Annotated in this window: 15 protein-coding genes; 5 read left to right on the top strand and 10 right to left on the bottom strand. The window is 73.8% G+C overall.

Translation table 11 applies throughout. The annotated features are described in order from the left end of the window. Nucleotides 1-24 precede the first annotated feature (24 nt). Nucleotides 25-528, bottom strand: a complete 504-nt coding sequence (locus ABZ449_RS18085; RefSeq protein ID WP_360346675.1) for a DinB family protein — start codon at nucleotides 526-528, stop codon at nucleotides 25-27. Between the two features lie 105 nt (nucleotides 529-633). Beyond that, entirely contained in the window at nucleotides 634-1,080 is a 447-nt protein-coding gene (locus ABZ449_RS18080) for a hypothetical protein (protein WP_360346673.1), read from the bottom strand. Nucleotides 1,081-1,369: 289 nt separating this feature from the next. On the opposite strand from ABZ449_RS18080, the gene ABZ449_RS18075 reads away from it, so the two are divergent. Further along, nucleotides 1,370-1,798, top strand: a complete 429-nt coding sequence (locus ABZ449_RS18075) for a PPOX class F420-dependent oxidoreductase (RefSeq protein ID WP_360346671.1) — start codon at nucleotides 1,370-1,372, stop codon at nucleotides 1,796-1,798. 88 nt (nucleotides 1,799-1,886) lie between these two features. Here ABZ449_RS18075 and ABZ449_RS18070 read toward each other — a convergent pair whose 3' ends face one another. Then, on the bottom strand, nucleotides 1,887-2,678 hold the full coding sequence (locus ABZ449_RS18070) for a putative protein N(5)-glutamine methyltransferase (protein WP_360346669.1): 792 nt from the start codon (nucleotides 2,676-2,678) through the stop codon (nucleotides 1,887-1,889). 369 nt (nucleotides 2,679-3,047) lie between these two features. Here ABZ449_RS18070 and ABZ449_RS18065 point away from each other — a divergent pair, with 369 nt between their 5' ends. Further along, entirely contained in the window at nucleotides 3,048-6,083 is a 3,036-nt protein-coding gene (locus ABZ449_RS18065) for an LPXTG cell wall anchor domain-containing protein (protein WP_360346667.1), read from the top strand. Between the two features lie 118 nt (nucleotides 6,084-6,201). Here the strand turns inward: ABZ449_RS18065 and ABZ449_RS18060 are convergent, their stop codons facing one another. From ABZ449_RS18060 to ABZ449_RS18050, 3 genes are all read right to left on the bottom strand, one after another. Next, nucleotides 6,202-6,894 carry a TetR family transcriptional regulator gene (locus tag ABZ449_RS18060; RefSeq protein WP_360346665.1) on the bottom strand — a complete coding sequence of 231 codons (693 nt, stop codon included), beginning with the start codon at nucleotides 6,892-6,894 and terminating at the stop codon, nucleotides 6,202-6,204. 63 nt (nucleotides 6,895-6,957) lie between these two features. Next, nucleotides 6,958-7,827 (bottom strand): AfsR/SARP family transcriptional regulator, encoded by an 870-nt coding sequence (locus ABZ449_RS18055; RefSeq protein WP_360346663.1) that lies wholly within the window; start codon nucleotides 7,825-7,827, stop codon nucleotides 6,958-6,960. A gap of 301 nt (nucleotides 7,828-8,128) precedes the next feature. Next, on the bottom strand, nucleotides 8,129-8,884 hold the full coding sequence (locus tag ABZ449_RS18050; protein ID WP_360346661.1) for a ScbR family autoregulator-binding transcription factor: 756 nt from the start codon (nucleotides 8,882-8,884) through the stop codon (nucleotides 8,129-8,131). 415 nt (nucleotides 8,885-9,299) lie between these two features. Between ABZ449_RS18050 and ABZ449_RS18045 the strand changes: the two genes are divergently transcribed. Next, nucleotides 9,300-9,827, top strand: a complete 528-nt coding sequence (locus ABZ449_RS18045; protein WP_360346659.1) for a MarR family transcriptional regulator — start codon at nucleotides 9,300-9,302, stop codon at nucleotides 9,825-9,827. 18 nt (nucleotides 9,828-9,845) lie between these two features. Here the strand turns inward: ABZ449_RS18045 and ABZ449_RS18040 are convergent, their stop codons facing one another. The 4 genes from ABZ449_RS18040 to ABZ449_RS18025 form a co-directional block, all read right to left on the bottom strand. Continuing rightward, complete coding sequence (locus ABZ449_RS18040) at nucleotides 9,846-10,415, bottom strand: cupin domain-containing protein (protein WP_360346657.1); 570 nt, start codon at nucleotides 10,413-10,415, stop codon at nucleotides 9,846-9,848. A gap of 340 nt (nucleotides 10,416-10,755) precedes the next feature. Next, nucleotides 10,756-14,796: an AAA domain-containing protein gene (locus ABZ449_RS18035; protein WP_360346655.1), complete on the bottom strand. Its 4,041-nt coding sequence runs from the start codon at nucleotides 14,794-14,796 to the stop codon at nucleotides 10,756-10,758. Nucleotides 14,797-15,109: 313 nt separating this feature from the next. Next, nucleotides 15,110-16,501, bottom strand: a complete 1,392-nt coding sequence (locus ABZ449_RS18030) for a M14 family metallopeptidase (RefSeq protein ID WP_360346653.1) — start codon at nucleotides 16,499-16,501, stop codon at nucleotides 15,110-15,112. Between the two features lie 169 nt (nucleotides 16,502-16,670). Next, complete coding sequence (locus tag ABZ449_RS18025; protein WP_360346651.1) at nucleotides 16,671-18,122, bottom strand: BTAD domain-containing putative transcriptional regulator; 1,452 nt, start codon at nucleotides 18,120-18,122, stop codon at nucleotides 16,671-16,673. A 281-nt stretch (nucleotides 18,123-18,403) separates the two neighbouring features. On the opposite strand from ABZ449_RS18025, the gene ABZ449_RS18020 reads away from it, so the two are divergent. Both ABZ449_RS18020 and ABZ449_RS18015 read left to right on the top strand, forming a co-directional pair. Further along, complete coding sequence (locus ABZ449_RS18020) at nucleotides 18,404-18,658, top strand: hypothetical protein (protein ID WP_360346649.1); 255 nt, start codon at nucleotides 18,404-18,406, stop codon at nucleotides 18,656-18,658. 145 nt (nucleotides 18,659-18,803) lie between these two features. Further along, nucleotides 18,804-19,397, top strand: coding sequence for a hypothetical protein (locus ABZ449_RS18015; RefSeq protein ID WP_360346647.1), 594 nt, complete (start codon nucleotides 18,804-18,806; stop codon nucleotides 19,395-19,397). The last annotated feature ends 155 nt before the right edge of the window (nucleotides 19,398-19,552 follow it).

Genomic DNA, 19,552 nt, shown 5'->3' with positions numbered 1-19,552 from the left:
GCCCGGCGGCGGCACCGTCCGGGGTCAGCTCCGGTTGTGGTCCCCCGTCCCCCCGTCGATCAGCTCGCGCACGATGTCCAGGTGCCCGGCGTGCCGCGCCGTCTCCGTGGTCATGTGGATCAGCACCCAGCGCAGCGAGACGGTGTTCCCCGACCAGGAGGTGCCGAGGTCGTCCAGCGCGAGCTCCCGGATCGTCTCGTCGGAAGCGGCCCGGGCCCGCGCGTAGAAGGCCAGGACGTCCGCCGTCGACTCGTGCGGCTCCACCCGCATGTCGGAGGAGTCGTCGGCGTCGATGTCGAACGGCAGCGGGCCGGTCTCCCGGCCGAACGTCTCCCGGAACCAGCCGAGTTCGGCACCGCCGAGGTGCTTCACCAGCCCCAGCAGGTTGGTCCCGGTGGGCGTCATCGGCCGGCGCAGTTGCTCGTCGTCCAGCCCTTCCAGCTTCCACAGCACCGCATCGCGGTGCCGGTCCAGCGCCGCATGAAGACTTTCCTTCTCCCCACCCGTGAAGGGCACACGATTGCTCATGCGCCGGACGGTACCAGCCACCTCCGACAGCCGGCTCCGGCAGTCGCCCCCGACAATCGCCCCCGACAGCAGCCGCCTACGGCCACTGCCCCCAGCCGTCCGGGATCACGGGTGCGCCCCGTCCCCGTACACGCCGCCCGCCCGGTCCGTCAGGCCCGCCATGAGCTCCGCGTGCGCGAGGTTCATGAAGTGCAGCGGGCGCCAGCGGGAACGGTGGTCGGGGTGGTCGCGGAACCGGTCGGCCGTCTCGCACAGCCGCTCCCACCAGATCATGGCGTCCTGGCGCATCCGCTGCGTCCAGCCGGGCTCGTCGTTGCGGCCCTCCAGGACGACCTCCTCCCAGGCCACCAGGATGTCCGAGAGGAAGACGCAGTCGCAGGCGGTGACCTCCGCCAGCCGCTCGGCGGCGAACCGGGCACTGGTGCCCTCGGGTTGAGCCCGGACCAGCTCGCGCATCCGGTCGGCCAGGAAGGCCTGCAGCGGGGTGACGTCGTCGGTGTGGAGGTCGTCGGAGAATTCCAGCAGCTCCACCGGCTTGCGTTCGCGTGCCATCGTGCGGTGTCCCCTCGGCTCGGACGGTACGCACTCGATGACGCACCGTCACCATTCTCGCTCGCGACCGACCCTAGCGGCTGGCACCGGACCTCACGACGGATTTCCGAACCTTCCACACCCGCACTCCGACCGGCGCCACCGGATGCGGAGCCTCCTCCGTCCCACCTGCCCGACGGACCTCGCCCCTCCCCCGCAGGACGACCTCACCCCACCCGCCCGACGGACCTCGCCCGACATGCGTGGCGGACCTTGCCCTCACACCGGTGTGAAGGCCGATGATGCTCCCATGACCGCCACTGCTTTCGATCCGTACACCCTGCTCGAACAGAGCCGCCTCGGCATCCTCGCCACCATCAAGGCGGACGGCCGCCCGCAGCTGTCCCCCGTCATGCCGTTCTACGACCGGGCCGCGAACGCCATCCTGATCTCCACCCGGGACGGGCTGGCCAAGACGGCCAACCTGCGCCGGGACCCTCGGGCCAGCCTGGAGGTGACCGGGCCGGACGGCCGCTCCTGGGCCACCGCCGAGGGCGTGGCCACCCTGACCGGTCCGGGCACCGACCCCGAGGGGCCGGAGGTCGAGGCGCTGGTGGACTACTACCGCCGCGCCGCCGGGGAGCACCCGGACTGGGCGGAGTACCGCGAGGTGATGGTCTCCGACCGCCGGGTGCTGCTCACCATCCCCGTCGACCACGTGTACGGCACCCACATCTGACCGGCTCCGGTCCGGCCGCCGTCCGGGGGTGACGGCGGCCGACTCCACCTCCCCACCGTCGGGCACCTCCGCCCGACGGCAGAGCGGTTCAGCGCAGCGTCGCGGTGACCACCGTGGCGTCCAGGTCCTCCTCCCGGCTCTCCGCCGCCGCCAGTCCGGCCGCCCGGGTCACCGCGAGGGCCGTCGCCGCCTGCCGCTCACTGGTCTCGAACAGCAGCGACCCGCCGGGCGCCAGCCACCGCGGCACCTCGGCGACCACTCGCCGCAGCACGTCCAGCCCGTCCGCCCCGCCGTCCAGCGCGGGCCGGGCCTCGTGCAGCCGTGCCTCGGGCGGCAGCAGGCCGATGTCGCCGGTCGGGACGTACGGGACGTTGGCGATCAGCACGTCCACCCGGCCGGCCAGCTCCGCGGGCACGGCGGCGAACAGGTCGCCCTCGAAGACCCGCGCCGCGGCACCGGCCAGGTTGCGGCGGGCGCAGCGGACGGCGTCCGGATCGATGTCGGCGGCGTACAGCTCGACCGGGTGGGCGGCCGCGGCCGCCACCGCGGCGCCCAGCGCGCCGCTGCCGCAGCACAGGTCGAGCACCACCGCACCCGGGGTGGTCAGCGCGGTGGCGGCGGCGACCAGGAACTCGCTGCGGCGGCGCGGGACGAAGACGCCCGGGTCGACGGAGATCCGCAGGCCGGCGAACTCGGCCCAGCCGACGACGTGTTCGAGCGGTCTCCCGTCGGCGCGGGAGCGGACCATGGTGGCCAGGTCGGCGGGCGAGGATGCGGCGGAGAGCAGGATCCGCGCCTCGTCCTCGGCGAACACGCAGCCGGCGGCGCGCAGTCGGGAGACCACGGAGGAACGGAGGGAGGCGGAGCAGTGGACGGGCAAGAGGACCCCTTGGGGAGGACGGGAGGGCTGACGACTCCGTCAGGGCTCCCGTGGGGGCCGACACCGCGTCGGCGCGCCTGCCGCGCTATGCGCGCGTGGCGCCCGCACGGCCGCGCTCCGGGAGCACCCGCTCGGACATTCCGGTAATGGGTCTCACCTCCCTGAGTCGCGGTCATACTCGGCGTCGGCCACCCTACCGCATCGGTTGAGTGGGAATCATGGGGATGGCCCCGAAGATCACTGCCATCCGAGCGGCAACCCGGGAGCCACCTGACTCCCCCTCTCCCGCTCGCTCGTCCGGGCGAATCGATAGCTCCACTGACAGTACTCCGGTGATAGCGGACCGTAGCGGCTGCGCATAGTACCGACATGACGAGACAAGCCCGCGGACCGTCACGGCTTCGTGCCCGAACGGCCCGCTTCATCAGCGCCGCGGCCACCCTGGGTCTGCTCGGTGCCGGCCTCACCGCCCCGCTCGCCCAGGCCGTCGCCCACGCCCACCACCCGGCCGCGCCGCTGCCGGAGCGCGTCCGGGCCGTCGGCACGCCCCTGGTCGAGGAGACCTTCACCGGCGCCACCGCCGACCCGCGCTTCATCGCCGTCGGCTCCGCCTGCCTCACCGGCGCGGCCCCCGGGACGCCCGGGCCGGGCGACCACCCGCTGGGCGGCTGCCCCACCGCCCAGACCGGCCCGGTGCCGCCGCTGAACAGCGCTCCGCTCGGCTACCTGCGGATCACCGACGCCGGCAACGACCAGAGCGGCGCGGTGCTCTTCGACCAGGCCCTGCCGGCCGGCAACGGCCTGGACGTGACCTTCGACCAGTGGCAGTACGGCAGCACCACACCGAACACCCCGGCCGACGGCATCTCGTTCTTCCTGGTCAACGGCGACGTCTCGCTCACCCACCCCGGGGCCTTCGGCGGCAGCCTCGGCTACGCCCAGAAGCTGCCCGACGACAACCCGAACCTCGCCTTCCTGCCCGGCGTCGACCGCGGCTACCTGGGCGTCGGGCTCGACGTCCTCGGCAACTACTTCGGCGACTGGGAGCAGCGCGGAAACGGCTGCGCCCAGCGGTCCCCCGCCGGCACGTCCTTCCGCATCCCCGCGCCCGGCTCCAACATGGTCACCGTCCGCGGCCCCGGCGACGGCACCACCGGCTACTGCTTCCTGACCGCGACGACCAGCAACTTCACCACCAACGCGCCGTGGCCCTCCACCCTGCCCGGCAGCCTCCAGGGCCCGCTCACCACGCTGCCGCCCGGGGTCACCCCGGACCAGGCACAGACCCTGCTGGAGCCCTCGCGCCGCCGGGTCAACGTGCACCTGACCCCGGCGCCCTCCCCGGTGCTGACGGTCTCCGTCGACTTCAACGACGGCACCGGCTCGCACCAGGTGCTGCAGACCCCGGCACCCCAACCGGTGCCCTCGACGTACAAGTTCGGCTTCGCCGGGTCGACCGGCCTGTTCACCGACGTGCACCTGATCCGCAACGTCGTGATCCACACCGACCAGCCGCTGCCCGAACTGAACCTGGTCAAGCAGGCGCACCAGCCGCTGCCCGGGCTGATCACCGTGGGCACCCGGATCCCGTACGACTTCGTGGTGACCAACTCCGGGAACGTGCCGATCACCGACCTGGGCGTCGAGGATCCGAAGGTCGGGCCGGTCACCTGCCCGGTGAGCGCCCTGGCCCCCGGCAAGACCGTGACGTGTACGGCGGACTACCTGGTCACCGCCGAGGACGCCGCGCTGGGCCAGGTCGCCAACACGGCCCAGGCCACCGGGACCACCGACGGGGGCCCGGTCACCTCACCACCCGACTCCGAGAACGTCCCGGTGATCGCGCCGCCGGGGCTCCACATCGTCAAGCACGTCGACGCCCCCGAGCCGTTCCACGTCGGGGACACCGTCCCGTACACCTACGTGGTCACCAACACCGGCGGGACCGAGATCACCAACCTCGCGGTGACGGACGACAAGGTCACGGGGATCACCTGTGACTCCACCACACTGGCCCCGGCCCGGAGCGCCGGGGACAGCACGCAGTGCCACGGCAGCTACGTCGTGACGGCGGCCGACGCTCAGGCCGGGCAGGTCACCAACCACGCCCACGCCACCGGAAGCTCCGACGGCCGGCCGGTCACCTCGCCGGAGGCCGACGCCACCGTCACCGTCATCGGCCCGTCCTCGCTCGGCCTGTCCAAGCGGGCGGACACCACCGGACCGGTCCACGTCGGCGACGTCGTGCGCTACACCTACACGGTCACCAACACCGGGACGACCACGCTGACCGACCTGCTCGTCTTCGACGACCACGTCTCCCCGGTGACCTGTGACCAGACCACCCTGACCGCAGGACAGAGCACCACCTGCCGCGGCACCTACACCGTGACCGACGCCGACCTCCAGCTCGGCCACGTCACCAACACCGCCCGGGCGGCCGCCACCGGCCCGCAGGGGCAGGAGGTGGTGAGCCCGATCGACCACGTGACGCTGCCGGTGGTGGGCGTCGCGAAGCTCGACCTGACGAAGCGGGCCGACAGCGCCGGTCCGTACCACGTCGGGGAGACGGTGCTCTACCGCTACACGGTGACCAACTCCGGGACGACGGTGGTCGACGACATCACCGTCACCGACGACCACGTCCCGTCCGTCAGCTGTGACCGGACCACGCTGGACCCCGGACAGAGCACCACCTGCCACGGCAGCTACACCGTGACCGACGCCGACGCCCAGGCCGGACACGTCACCAACACCGCCCACGCCAACGGCACCGACCCCCAGGGCCGACCCGTCCAGAGCCCACCCGCCGACGCCACCGTCACGGTCGGTACCCCCATGTCCTCGCTGGCCGTCACCAAGCGGTCCGACGCCGCCGGGACGGTGTACCCGGGTGACACCGTCACCTACACGTACACGGTGACGAACACCGGCTCCACCACGCTGATCGACGTCGCCGTCCACGACGACCGGGTGCGGCAGGTGACCTGCGAGGAGACCACCCTCGCCCCCGAGGAGAGCACCACCTGCCAGGGCACCTACACGGTGACCGAGGAGGACGCACGGGCGGGGAGCGTCACCAACACCGCCCGGGCCTCGGCCCGCGACCCGCAGGGGGAGCTCGTGGAGAGCCCGCCGGTCGAGCTCTGCATCACCGTCGAGCCCTGCCCGCCGAAGGGGCACGACCACAAGGGCGGCGGGGGCCACGGCTGCCCGAGCCCCCCGGGCCACCCCGGCCAGCACCCGGTTCCGCCGCAGGGCGGCGGTTCGGGAAGGCTGCCGGAGACCGGAGCTCCGACCGGCGCCGTGAGCGCGGGCCTGGCCGGGGGCGGGCTGGTGACCCTCGGCGCTCTGGTGCTCTACCGGGCCCGGCGCCGCGCGGCCGCCGACCGGTACACGGCGTGACGAACGCCTGCGATTCCGCCGTGTGACTGCGGTCGGGCCGCCCCCGGTGCCTTCGGGTGCCGGGGGCGGCCCGCTGTCCGTCCGGCAGCCTGGGTCCCGGATCCGGACGGTCCCGGCTTCAGGACGGCTGCGGTGCCGGCGGCCCGGTGCGGTAGCCGCCGGCCGTGCCCGGGGGTACCAGGCAGGGCAGCAGCCAGTCCCAGAGGGCGCCGACCCTACGGGACCGTTCCTCGGCAGGGCAGCCGTCGGCGAACACGACCTCCAGACCACAGGCGGCGGTCACCAGCAGGGTCTCCGGGCCGAGCCCGCCCGAGCGGTCGCGCAGCTCGCCCGCACTGCGGGCGCCGACCAGCAGGTCGCGCACGAGCCCGGCCCAGACACCGTGGAAGCCGCGCATGTCGGCGAACGTCGGCTGCCCGGCATCAGCCGTGATGAGCCCGGCCGTGGTCGGCGCGGCCGGCCAGCCGGCGTCCTCGCGGCCGAGGCGGAAGGCCGCCCGGATCACCGGGTCCGCCCCGAGGGCGTCGACCAGCCAGTACCCCGCGTCGATCACCCCCTGGAGCGGGGAGGAGGAGGCGCACAGCCCCGCGCACGCCGACCGCAGCGAACGCTCGGCCTGCCCGAACACCTCCCTGGCCAACTCCTCCTTGGAGGCGAAGTGAAAGTACAGCGCCCCTTTCGTCACCCCGGCGGCCGCCGCGATCTCGCCGAGGGTGGCGCCGGCGTAGCCACGGCGGTCGAACAGTGCCGCCCCCGCCCCCACCAGCCGCCCGCGCGTCCGTTCCGACCTCTCCTGGACCACCTGTCCCACAACCCCTCACCACCACAAGCAGGTTCCTACCGGACCACGGCCGCCCCAGAACGGCCGGGCGGCTCACCCGACCCGGCTGAACCGGGCCGCCCCCTGCGGCCCGGCGGCCGCGCCCACACCGGCGGGCACGCGCTCCGCCGAACGCTCCGCCGCGTGCTCCGGGCCGGCGAGCAGGATGGAGCGCTGGAGGCGCCGCAGTCCGGCCGAGGGCTCCATGCCCAACTCCCGTACCAGTGTGTTCCGCAGGCGCTGGTAGGCCTCCAGCGCCTCGCCCCGGCGGCCGGAGCGGTGCAGGGCGAGCATGTACTGGCCGTGCAGGCTCTCGTGGGTGCGGTAGCGGTCCACGAGCACGGTGAGTTCGGCGAGCAGCACCCGGTGCCGGCCGAGGCGTAGATCGGCCTCGATCCGCTGGTCCAGCGCGCAGAGCCGGGTCTCCTCCAAGCGTCGGGCCTCGACGGCGAGTTGGCCGCCGACCGGGACGTCGGCGAAGGCCGGCCCGCGCCACAGCGCGAGTGCCTCGCCGAGCAGCCGGGCCGCCGCCGGGTGGTCCTCGCCGTCCATCGCCCGGTATCCCGTTCCGGCCAGCCGCTCGAACTCCCCCAGGTCCGTCGGTCCTCCACCGCTGTTGAGCAGGTAGCCGCCCGGCGAGGTCACCAGGACGTCCTTGGCACTGGACGCCTCCCTCCCCGCACCGGCCGCGGTGAGCGCCCGGTCGATGAGTTCGCGCAGCTGGAGCACGTACGTCTGCACGGTGGTGCGCGCGCTGCGCGGCGGACGGCCGGACCACAGCTCGTCGGCCAGCGCACCGGCCGGGACCACCTGGTCCGCCCGGAGCGCCAACAGGCCCAGCACCTGCCGCGGCTTGGGCGCCGACGGCACCACCGACACTCCGCCCACTCGGACGTCCAGCGTCCCGAGCACCCGGATTTCCACGATGACCACCCCAATCACACGGAACGCCGCGGCCGCCTTCGCCACGGCCGGCACCCGGGTCGACACCCTGGGTCAGCTGTCATCCAGTCAAAAACAGGACGCGCGGTTTGTCAATACAAAACCGAACGTGCTGTTTGTTTCAAGGGGTCGTCACGATCCGCCACGCCAAGCGGGTTTCCGTGACGCTGCGCAACCGGGTCCGGACAAACCAAAGGCGGCGCCGGACCCCATGGTCCCGGCGCCGCCCGTTTCGCCCGCTCCCGCCCGGTTTTCCGTGGGCGGTGGGGTCGGTGAGCTCCCGTCAGCCCACACCGGCCCCCGTCCGCACCTCGGCGCGCGCGGCACCGGCCGCTTCGCCGTCCGCCGTACCGCTGTCCGCACCGGCCGGGCCGCCGCCCTCCACGACCGCACGGGCCGCCGCGGCCTCGGCGACCACCTGGGCGCCGCGGTTCGGCCCCATCTGCAGCGAACCGAGCACGCCCGGCACCGCGATACTCGGCATCAGGTGCTGGTACAGCCCGGAGACCCGCCGCTCCAGGTCGGCCCGGCCGCAGAGCTTCTGGGACTGGATCTGCACCCCCGTCCACGCCCCGACCAGCAGCCAGGCGGTGTCCGCCGGCACGACGTGCGGGAGCAGTTCGCCGCGCTCGCCGGCCGCGACCAGCAGCGCCTCGAACCGGTTGATCCAGCCGGGGATGGCACCGCCGCCGAGGTCGTCGAAGAGGTCCTGCCCGAGCGACAGCCGGGCTCCCGCGCTGAGCAGCGGGTCACGGGGCATCAGGTACGCCACCACCATTCCGGTGTCCACGAACTCCTGGAGCTTGCAGCTCCGTTCGGGAACTCCGTCCTGGACGAACTGTTCCTCCACCACGCCCTGCGCCAGATCCCGCTTCGAGGCGAAATGGAAATACACCGCCCCGCGCGTCACACCGGCCCGGGAGACCACCTCACCGATGGTCGCGCCCTCGTACCCGAACTCGTCGAAGACCGAGGCCGCCGCCTCCAGGATCAGCCGACGTGTCCGGAGCGCCCGCTCCTGCCGTACCACCGAAACCACCCCGCCCTGGGCTCCCGGAAAACAAAACCAAACACCCCGTATCTTAGCTTCGCCTCACCCGCAACCGACAAGACGATGTCGACGAACCCCGCCGACGGCTCTCCTTCTCTCCACGATCCGTCAGGCCGCAATGCACCGTGGGCGACCAAGCACTCCGATCACTCCGGTGGTTCGGCAGCCGACGCGCCGGCCCCTTGCCGCAAAAACCGAACGAACGGTTTCTTGCCGGACCAGCCGCTCCTACCGCTCACAGGTCAGCAGCGCCCGGAACATCGTCGACACCGTGGTCACAGCCGGTCGTTGCGAGCGGTGACGCGCACGGTTGCCACCTGGCGCACGACGGGTTCCTGATGTCCCGTGGCGGCAGCGGGACGCTCTTGCCATCAACCGGGCTTGAGGTTCTAGCCTGGCGATCATGACGACCGCAAGCACTCCGCAGAACGGCACCGCCACGCTCGGCCGGCGGCCCATCGCCCTGGCCGCCTGGGGCGCCACCGAGGCGATCCTGCGCCACTCGCAAGCCGCTCTGGCGTGCATCGACGTGACCCAGCCCCAGTGGTGGGCGCTCAACAACATCGTCCGCGCCGAACACGGCCTCACCAGGGAGGAGATTCACGCCGTGGCCGTGCCCTACGGCATGGGCACCCAGGTGATCCTCCACGCCGTCGACGCCCTCGTGCACCGGGGCTGGCTCGGCATCGGCGCGGACCGCCGGCTGACCCTCACGGACCGGGGCCACGAGGGCCTGGCAACGGCGAAGGAACACATGGACCGGGTGCGCGCGGAACTCCTCGGCGACATCACGGAGGAGGACTACGCGACTGCTCTGTCCGTACTCGAGCGCATCACCGACAACCTCGCCCACGCGGGTGTTGCGAAGGCCGGTGCGGAGGCCGGGCAGAACCGTTCGTCGACGGCCGCGACCAGCACGGTCGCCTCGTAGCGACCGGTTCGTCTCCGGTCAGCGGGTCTTGAAGGATTTGCGCAGGGCCGCCCGGTCCTGCCACGAGTCCGCGGCAGGGCCCTTGGTCATGTCGGCGAAGAAGCTGTCGTGACGGACGAAGAACGCGGCCCGCTCCTCATCGGTCATGGCCGCGACATCGGCCAGCCCCTCGAAGTAGCCCTCTCGCGCAGCCCCCGGGGCGAACAGCATGAGGAACTCGGCCGGCTCTCCCGAGATGTTGCCGAAGGAGTGCACCCCGCCGGGCGGGATGTAGAGGTAGTCGCCTCGGGAGGCGTCGAACCAGCGCTCGCCGTCGAAGACGTGGATCTCTCCGGACAGGACGTAGAACGACTCGCACATCGTTTTGTGGAAGTGCGGGCTGGTGCCGCCGATCTCGCCGGTGAGCCGGTTCTGGTACAGGCCGTACAGGCCGTTCGTGCTGAGCCGGGTCGACAGGTAGTGGAAGGTCGACCCGTTCGGCGCGGTGTAGTCCGGCGGCGTCCCGGCCGGGCGGAACGATGCGGTGCCGTTCTCACCCTCGTCGCGGTCGTAGACGATCTCGGGGTAGTCGGAGGACAGGAAGGACACGTCGGTCTCCTCTGCTCTGCTCGGTCGTCGGGTACGGAAAGGGGGGTTGGCGGAGCGCGGCCGTCAGCCCGCGCCGCTGACCTGGATCAAGGGCATGAGGTTCACCGTTCCTCAATGAGCCGTGATGAGACGATGACCAAGATAACGATCGATCAGACGAGCGTCGAGGAAGGCCTGTTGACGCCGCTCGGCGGAAGCGGCCATGACCACTGCGAGGGGTTCCGCCCTGCGCTCGGGAGGGCGATGCTCCCCCTCCCCCGGTTTTCTGACGGCTGGTGACGCCGCGCGAGGAGTCGGACCGGCCGACTTCTCACGCGGCGGGCTCGGAAGGCCCAGGGGCTCAGCCGTCGGTTCCCCGGTCCGCGGGATCGCCGGCCGGGTCGTCGAGGGGCCAGGTGTCGCGGTCGCGGACGTGGTCGTAGGCGGGGAGTTCCGCGGCCAGGACGTCGAAGTGCAGCAGCGGGGACCACAGCGCGCGGTCGCCGACGACGTAGAGGCGTCGCTTGGCGCGGCTGGCCGCGACGTTCAGGAGGTGCGGGGTACCGGCGGCCCAGCGCCGGGCACCGGGGCGGCCGGCGCCGAGCAGCAGGATGACGACATCGGCCTCCTTGCCCTGGGCCTTGTGGACGGTGGCGCAGCGCTCGTCGAGGAGTTCGGCGGTCCACCCGGGGAGCCTGCGGCAGGTCTCGCGGGCTTCGGAGACGAGGGCACGGAAGGGGGCGATGATCCGCAGGCGTTCGACGCCGACGCCGTGAGCGGCGAGCCGGCCGAGGAGGAAGGTGAGGGCGCGGCGGTCGCGCTCGCCCCAGGGAGCGTCCGCCGGGCGGTCGGGGTCCGGGGTGTCGAGCCAGCGGCTGGGCAGGAGGCCGTCGTGGTCCGGGTCGGGGAAGGGCTGGGGATGGGTGCCGTGGACCATGAGGCCGCCGTAGGCGACCTCGTTGCTGACGGTGAACATGGGCTCCTCGCAGCGGCGGTGGACGCGCAGCGGTGAGCCGACCCAGACCGTGTCGTCCTCCCCTCCGGTGGGGGCGGGCAGGTAGGTGCCGTAGCGGTTGACCCGGTCGGCGACGGCCTGCGCGGAGGTCGCGGAGGGCAGCCACTCCTCGTCGACGCCGTAGGCCAGCAGGAGCCGGCGCTGCAGGGCGGTCGGCATGGTGACGACGGGTTCCAGCTGGAGCGGGTCGCCGACGAGGACGGCGCGGCGAGCGCGCCAGAGGGCGCCGACGGCGGCCTGCGGGGTGGCCTGGCCGGCCTCGTCGACGAGGATCCAGCCGATGGAGCCCTGGCCGAGGCGGGCGAACATGCTGCCGATGGAGGAGAAGGTGGTGGAGACGACCGGGACGAGGAGGAAGAGGGTCTGCCAGGCCTGCAGGACCTGCTCGTCGGGGACGGGTCCGCCGCTTCCGGCCATCAGCTCCACCAGGACCTGGAGGTTGCCGCGGATCCGCTTGGCCGTGTTGGCGACGAGGGCGCGGTGCAGGTCGAGGGCGCGCAGGAAGAGGTCGCTGCGGGCGGTGCTCCAGGCCTCGTCGGCCCAGGGGGCGCCGAGTTCCTGCGCGTGGTCGGCGAGCTGCGGCCAGTCCAGCGGCAGCGAGGGCAGGTCGGCGGCGGCCGCGCGCAGGGCACGGTGGGCGGCGCCGAGTTCGGCGTCGGCGGCCTCCAGGTCGCGTCGGGCGGCCCGGGCCTCGTGCCGGGCCCGCTCGGCGTCCGCACCGGCGGCGGACTCCGCGGTGCGAGTGGCGTCCTGGTGGGCGCGGGCACGGGCGGCGACCGTCTCGGCTTCGGTGACGGCGGTGGCGGTGCGGGCGGTCAGGTCAGCCGCGAGGTCCTCGGCGTGGGTGTAGCGGGCGACGTGGTCGCGGGCCTCCTCCAGCGCGGTGCGCTGCTGGACGAGCTGGGCGAGGAGGTCGCCGCGGGTGCGTTCGCGGTGTTCTTCGGCGGCCTGGCGTTCGGCGCCGCTCTGGAGCAGGCGGCGCAGCCCGGCGCGCAGACCCGGCTGCGCGCTGGGGGGCTCGTCGTGCAGCGTCGTCAGCACCTCGACCTGCCGGCGGTGCTGATCGGCGCGTTCGCGGGCGCCGGCCAGGGCGGCCCGGGCGTCGGCGAGGACCTCGCGGGCCCGCGGCACGTGCTCGGCCGCGGCCCGGTGGGCGGCTTCGGCGCTGTGGGTGGCGGTGCGGGCCGTCTCGGCGGCTGCCACCGCGGCGGCGTGCCGGGCCTCGGCGGCCGCCACGCGGTCGTCGGCGCGGGCGATGGCGGCACGCAGGGCGTCGAGGCGGGGGTGGACCCTCTCCGCCCGGGTCTCCGCCAGGGCGGCGGCCAGGCGGACGCGTTCGGCGCGCAGGCGCTCGACCTCGGCCTGGGCGGTCTTGAAGGCGGCGACGGCCTCGGGCCAGGAGGGGACGGGCTGGGCGGGGGCCGGGGCCTGTTCGGTGGCGGCGGGGGCGGTGGTGGCCGTGGCCCCCTCGGCACGACGGTCGCCCGGGGTTCGGGCCGGCCTGGGAGCGCTGGGCGGGACCCAGTCGCCGAGGACGGCGTTCATGCCGCGCAGCGGCGGGAGCCCGGCGGCCTCGCGGGCGGCGGTCTCGTCCTCGGGCAGACGGCCCCACCAGAAGCGCTCGGTGAACTTCGTCCGGTTGGTCTTGTTGCCGAGGACGGCGGCGACCAGCCCCCAGGCGGGCGCGCCGCCGAGCAGGGCGCAGGCGAGGTCGGAGAAGTGGTCGGGGCCGTCGTGCCAGTGCGCGTCGAGGGCGTCGGCGCCGGGCAGTTCGGCGGTGATGTTCTCCACCGCGCCGTTGTTGGAGGAGGTGACCACGATCTCGCGGCCGGTGAGCCGCGGGTCGAGGGCGGAGACGAAGCGCGGGTGGACGCCCTGGCGGTCCTTGCCCCGCCAGGCGCGGCCGACGAACGCCTCCTCGGGCCGCCGGTAGCCGGCCATCACGGTGGCGCGTTCGACCACGAGGGCGGCGACCAGGTCGCGCAGCATGGTGGTCTTGCCGGTGCCGGGCGGGCCGTTGACGGAGAACAGACCGCCGGGGTCGGTGTTCGCGGTGGCGGCTTCCGCCTTCCCGGTCGCCGCGCGGTCGGCGAGCATCCGGTTGACCGCGAACTGCTGGCTGAGCGCCAGCGGGTACCGTGCCTTGGCGGGCCAGCGTCCGGCGGGGACGAGGGCCGGGTCGACGCCCGCGAGGACGGTGGGACGGTCCTCGCGCAGGTCGGTGCGGGCGTCGACCGGGATGTCCCGGCGGCCGGTCAGGTAGGCCTCCAGGGCGGGGCCGAGGCTTGCCGCGCGGCCGTCCCCGAGCGCGGCGCGGACCCGGGCGAGGTCGGGCGGAAGGAGGCTGTTGAGGAACGGCTGCGCGGCGGCGGGCTTGGCCTTCGGGTCGCGCGGGCGGTGCACCAGCCGGCTCTGGACCCTGATCACCCGCGGGTCCAAGTGCCTCTCGACACCGCAGAGGTGGGCGATCTGGGCGGTCAGGGCGACGAGGTCGGCGAGGGCGACCGGGCGCGGGCCGGTGTCTTCTGCCGTTCCGTCCGCCTCCGCCGCATCGGCCGCGTCGGTGGGCGCCTGCGGCGCTGCGGGCGGGGAATCCGTGGGCGCGCCGTCCTGGTCCGGGCGGCGGGCCGCCGCCCACTCGGCGACGCGCCGCACCAGCGGGTCCGTAGCCCCCTGCACCGCGGCCCCGGCGACCTCGCCGAACAGCGCACCGACCGCCGCCACCGCCGCGCCGCCCAGGATCTCCGCGAGCAGCTGCCGCCAGCCCCGGGCGGTCTCCTCCTCCCCCGCCGGCGTCGGATCCGGCAGGAGCCGGGGCCCCGGCGCGTACGCGATCGGCGTCGCGGTCAGCCGCCCCACTGCGACCTCGAACGCCTCGCCCAGCTCCTCGAAGCCGTCCAGCCAACCGGCCGCCGACGGCCCCGGGTCGAAGAGCCGGCCCGTCGCCCAGCCGCACGCGGAGACCACCGAGGTGTCCTGGACCGGCCGCCCGTGCTCGTCCAGGACGAGGGCGAACATCGCGCTCTTCCCCGACAGCACCAGCTCCTCGTCCGGCACTCCCGGATCCGGGTCGGTTCCCTTCGGCAGGACGGCGATCATCGCCTGCCGCAACAGCTCCAGGTCGAACACCCCGCCGTACACCTCGTGGCGCCACACCATCCCCCGCGGCGCCCGCCGGGCCGCCGTCTCCGGATGCTCCGGCGCCCACGGCAGCAGCGGCGCCGCACGGCCCGCCGCCGGCGTCACGTCGACGACGATCACGTCCGACGCCCGGGGGCGGCCCGAACGGCGCTTGCGCGGCACGTCCGGAATCGACGGCGGGCTGAACAGCTCGACCGCCCGCCAGCACTCCAGCAGATCCCCGACCTGCCCGTCCCTACCCCGCACCCGTAGCCCCCCGCGTCGAACCAGCGGCACGCAGCCGCTTCGTGTGCCGATCAACCGGCGGCAGAATCTACCGGACGGCGGGCGGGTACGCCGAGCCCCCGGCTCGGATCCGACTGCGGGCACCGCACCCGCCCTGCTCGGCGCGGGGGACCGACCGAGCCGCCGCATCGCCCCGCCCGCACCGCCCCGCATCGCGAGGGATCCACCCCCGCGTTCGACGGGTGGCCCGGACATGCGGACGTCGGCCGCGGATCGATCCCGCGGCCGGCGTCGGGCCGTGGCACGCGGCACGAGGCGTGCCGCCGGCGCCCCGTCAGGCCGGGATGCCGCAGTACTGCTGCTGCTTGCCGATCGCGCGGTAGACGCAGTCGGCCGTCTCCACCAGGCGCAGGACCGCTTCGCGGTTGCGGCTGGTCTCGCGGCCGATCACCTCGTCGGGCGGGTAGAAGCCTCCTCCGCTGCCGCTCTCATCGGGGTACATCTCGAAGGTGTAGGCGAAGATCCGCTGGGCGCCCCACAGCCAGTCGTCGATCGTCCCGTCGGTGATGTAGAGGTCGCTCGACTGCTCGGGGGTGTAGCCGTTGGTGGCGGCCATGCCCCGGCCGAGGGCGGCGAAGGTGTTGTACTCGTCGGCGGTCATGCCGGTGGCGGTGTCGGCGGTGGTCCAGCCGAACGGCCAGAGCACCAGTTCGCTGTAGGTGTGGAAGTCGATGGCGGCAGTGATCTGCTGCTTGCCGTCGACGATCCGGCTGCGGACGAAGTCGGCGACCACCTTGGTCTCCTTGGCCGACTCCGGGGCGCTGCCCCGGTAGGTCTCGCTGGAGGGGGAGCCGGAGGACCCGCCGCAGCAGCCCCACTTGTAGTTCCAGTTGCGGTTGAGGTCGGTGCCGACGCTGCTGCTGCCGGGGTTCGGCTGGCGGTCCTTGCGCCAGCTGCGGTAGCGGCCGGTCGCGATGTCGTACTCGCCGCCGTCCGGGTTGAGGTCGGGGATCACCCAGATCTCGCGGCTGTTGACGGCGCCTGCGATGCGGCTGTCGGTGGCGTACTTGTCGCCGAACTCGTGCAGCAGGTAGAGCGCCATCTCGACGGTGAGGTGCTCGCGGGCGTGCTGGTGGGCGGTGAACAGCACCTCGGGCTCGTTCTCGTCGGTGCCGACGTTGTCGCTGATCTTCACCGCGACGATCGGTCGGCCCTCGTAGGAAGTGCCGATGACGCGCTTGCTCATGATGTCCGGGTGCGCGGCCACCACCGCGTCGATGTCGGCGGTGGCCTCGGCGTAGTTGTGGTAGCCGGAGTCGGCCTGCGGGAAGTCGTACACCGGGCCGGCCAGGGCCTCGTCGCCGGGTTCGGCGCCGTAACGCGGGCCGGGCAGGGCGACGGGCGACCAGCCGAGCGCCCGCAGCCGGAAGGCCTCGACCGGGGTGGCGGTGACCACCACGGCGTCGGGCAGGACGGCGTCGACGGAGGCTCCGGTGGCGGCGACGGCGGTGCGTTCGGCGACGGTGCGGGGACCGTCGATCCGGTACTGCCGTGAGGTGTCGACACCGAAGTCCATGCCGATGTCCGTGGCACGGTCGGCGGTGACGGGCGTGGACGCCGGCAGGCGGTCGGGGGCGGCGGCCTGGGCGGTGAGCGGGGTGGCGAGGGCGAGGGCCAGCAGCACGGCGGTGGCCGCGGCGGGCTTCCCTCGGCGGGGCAGTCGCATGACTGTCCTCCTGTGGGGTCCGTGGAGGCGGAACGGTGGAGGAGGTGAGGCGCGCGCCAGCTTGATGGTCCGTCAGTGTCATGGGGCCGTCAAGGCGTTGGAAGGGCCGGATCGGGCTCCGGTCCGTAACGGTTCGGTCACGGATCGTGTGCGGGTCGCCCCGTGCGGCTCAGGAGGCCGAACGGGTCCCACAGGTCGCCATGCTGCACCAGCGCCGCCGGCCGCTCGCGTCCAGGAAGAGCCAGCCGCAGCCGTTGCTGGGGCAGCGACGGATGGTGAACCGGCGCGGGTCCGCGAGCAGTTCGCCGGCCGCGCGGGCGGCGGCGTACAGCGGCAGCCGCAGTCCGACCGCCGGTGGCAGCCGCCAGTGCGCCAGGCCGTCCTCGCCCCGGGTGAAGACCGCCGACCTCCCCGCCTCCTGCACCACCGCTGCCACCGCGGCGAAGGCGGCGCCGTCCTGCGGGTCGGTCAGGCACGCATGGAGGGCCGACCGGAGGGCGCGGGCCTCGGCGAGCACGGCGGCGGCCTCCTCGGGCCGCTCCCCCGCCCGGCGCAGCAGCGCCTCCACCACTCGCTCGTCGGCGAGGTCGTGGTGGCCGGCCCAGACCGCGAGCGTCGGGTAGCCGCGCAGCCAGTCCGAGCCGGGCAGTGGCGGGACCGCCGGGTCGACGCTCCAGCCGGCGTAGGTGTTGCAGAACTCCAGCGCCGGATGGCCGCCCGCGCTCCACGGCAGCCACTGCTCGCCGACCCGCACCGCGTACAGCGGCGCCGGCGGGCGGTCCAGCCGGGGGTCGGCCCGCAGGATGCGGTCGTGCAGGGCGGCGAGTTCGGCGCCGGGCTCGACGCCGAGGCCGTCCACCAGCAGGCTCCGGGTGCGGCGGTAGAGGGCGAGCGCCTCCACCTGCCGGCCGGCCCGGTAGAGGGCGGTCATCAGAGCGAGGACGAGGCGCTCCCGGGACAGGAGGTCGTCAGCGGGGAAGCCGGACGGGGCGCCGGCGGGCGCGGAGCCGTCGATGGCCGGCGCCCCGGCCGAGCGCGCGGCCAGAGAAGGTGCGGCCAGAGAAGGTGCGGCCAGAGAGGGCGCGGTCAGATCGGCGAGCACCTGTTCGTGCCGGCCCATGGCGAGCAGGATCTCGGCCCGCTGCTCCAGGGCGGACAGCCGCAGCTCGGCCAGCCGACGGCCGAGGCGCCCGCGCAGTTCCTCGTCGACGACGTCGGCGAGCAGCGGACCGCGCCAGAGCGCGAGCGCCCGGTCGTGGCAGCGCAGCCGCTCGCCGGGGTCCCCGGTGGCGGCCGCCCGGGCGGTCAGGTCGAGGAACTCCCGTACGTCGATGCCGTGTTGGCCGGAAACGAGGGCGTACCCGTCATGCCGGGTCTCGATCACCACCGCGTACGGGCGCAGCCGGGCCCGCAACCGTCCGACGTATGTGTGGACGGTGCCGCGGGCCGAGCCGGGCGGGTTGCCGCCCCAGAGCAGGTCGATCAGCCGGTCGGTGGTGACGACCCGGCCGTCCTCCAGCAGCAGGACGGCCAGCAGGCACCGCTCCTGACGGCGGCTGCCGGCCAGGACGGGTTCACCCTCGTGGCTGGCCTCGAACGACCCGAGCAGTCGGAACTCCATGGCGGGCCACCTTAGTCGTCGGTTCCGGAGGTCCTTCGGGGGGTTGGTTCCGGAGGTCCTTCGGGGGGTTGGTTCCGGAGGTCCTTCGGGGGGTTGGTTCCGGAGGTCCTTCGGGGGGTTGGTTCCGGAGCCCTTGTCCTGCGGAGGCGGAGCGACGGCGACAGCACCACCGCACCCTGCACCGACCCGCGCTGACGCCCCGTGAGCCCCGGGTCGTAGGATCGCTTTACGAGAAGGTCGCCGACCCCGCCGCCTCACTGAACGCGGTCTTCTCCCACACCATGGACCTGGAGAAGGGCTACGGCCGGAACCCGGTCGGCGAGCCCAAGACCTTCACCACCAAGGAGTTGGTGGTGAAGTGCCGGCAGAACGTCAGCGACACCTTCCCCATGACGACCTGCTTCTGGGCGAACTACGGGGCGATCAGCGTCGTCGACTTCTTCCCGCCGGACGGCAAGCACGTGCCGGTCGACGAGGCCGCCGCACGGACGCACAAGTTCGCCGTGGGTGCCCTCTCGGCCGCCGGCACGTCCTGACCCTTCGGCGGACCGCCGGGAGGAGCCCGAGCGCGCCCGCCGGGGGCGCGCCGGGCCGCGGCCGGGCTCGTGGTGAGAATCCGGTCAGGGGTGCCTGCCAGGCTGAGGCCCCTGAAGGCCCGACCCCTCACCAGGAGGACCGATCATGCGACGCATCCTGCTCAACGCCGCCTCCACCGTGCTGGCAGCTGCCACCGCCGTCACCCTGACCGGCCTGGCGGGCACCCCGGCCGCCGCCGTGTCCGGCCCGGCCGGCTCCTCCGCTCCGTCCGCCTCCTCGGACTCCTCCGGGGCCCTCACCGGTCAGGGCCGGTGGGAGCCGTGGCCGTCGCCGACGTTCGACCTCCCGGCCGGCTCCCGCTGCGACTTCCCCGTGCACATGGAGGCGGTCGTCGACGAGGTACAGCGGCGGGTGCTGGAGTACGCGCCCGACGGCACCACCGTGCGGCGCGCCGCCTTCCGGGGCGCCCTCGTCCTGCGGCTCACCAACACGACGACCGGCGCCTCGTACGACGCGGACGCCGGTGGCCGGTCCGTCGTCGACTACCGCGCCGACAACTCCCAGACCTGGCACGCCCGCGGCCCGATCCTGCTCGGCTTCGGCGCGAACGGCGGCAACCTGCCCCGCGACCTCTACACCGTCGACGGCGTCTACACCGTCGACATCAGCGCCACCGGCTACCGGACGCTGACCTTCGAGCACGGCTCCGCCGAGCCTCTCTGCGCGAAGATCGCCTGACCGGGCGCCCCGCGCACGGCGTCATCGGCACCGGCTCCCCGCCCCCACCGGGCGGGTCGGCCGGGCCGGCGCCCGCGGGGCCCGAGCACGCCGGACCACACCGCGCCGGACCACTTCGGACCGGCCGCCGTCGCCCGGCTGCGCCGTCCGGCGCA

This window comes from Kitasatospora sp. NPDC005856 (assembly GCF_040629945.1).
Taxonomy (GTDB): Bacteria; Actinomycetota; Actinomycetes; order Streptomycetales; family Streptomycetaceae; genus Kitasatospora.
Note: the sequence above shows the minus strand (reverse complement) of the source record. Positions and strands in the feature narration are given on the sequence as shown.

Excerpts from the sequence above, each read along its gene's own strand:
- ABZ449_RS18030 (WP_360346653.1), bottom strand. The coding sequence starts at position 16,501 with ATGCGACTGCCCCGCCGAGGGAAGCCCGCCGCGGCCACCGCCGTGCTG.
- ABZ449_RS18025 (WP_360346651.1), bottom strand. The coding sequence starts at position 18,122 with ATGGAGTTCCGACTGCTCGGGTCGTTCGAGGCCAGCCACGAGGGTGAA.
- ABZ449_RS18085 (WP_360346675.1), bottom strand. The coding sequence starts at position 528 with ATGAGCAATCGTGTGCCCTTCACGGGTGGGGAGAAGGAAAGTCTTCAT.
- ABZ449_RS18020 (WP_360346649.1), top strand. The coding sequence starts at position 18,404 with ATGGACCTGGAGAAGGGCTACGGCCGGAACCCGGTCGGCGAGCCCAAG.
- ABZ449_RS18065 (WP_360346667.1), top strand. The coding sequence starts at position 3,048 with ATGACGAGACAAGCCCGCGGACCGTCACGGCTTCGTGCCCGAACGGCC.
- ABZ449_RS18045 (WP_360346659.1), top strand. The coding sequence starts at position 9,300 with ATGACGACCGCAAGCACTCCGCAGAACGGCACCGCCACGCTCGGCCGG.
- ABZ449_RS18015 (WP_360346647.1), top strand. The coding sequence starts at position 18,804 with ATGCGACGCATCCTGCTCAACGCCGCCTCCACCGTGCTGGCAGCTGCC.
- ABZ449_RS18075 (WP_360346671.1), top strand. The coding sequence starts at position 1,370 with ATGACCGCCACTGCTTTCGATCCGTACACCCTGCTCGAACAGAGCCGC.
- ABZ449_RS18080 (WP_360346673.1), bottom strand. The coding sequence starts at position 1,080 with ATGGCACGCGAACGCAAGCCGGTGGAGCTGCTGGAATTCTCCGACGAC.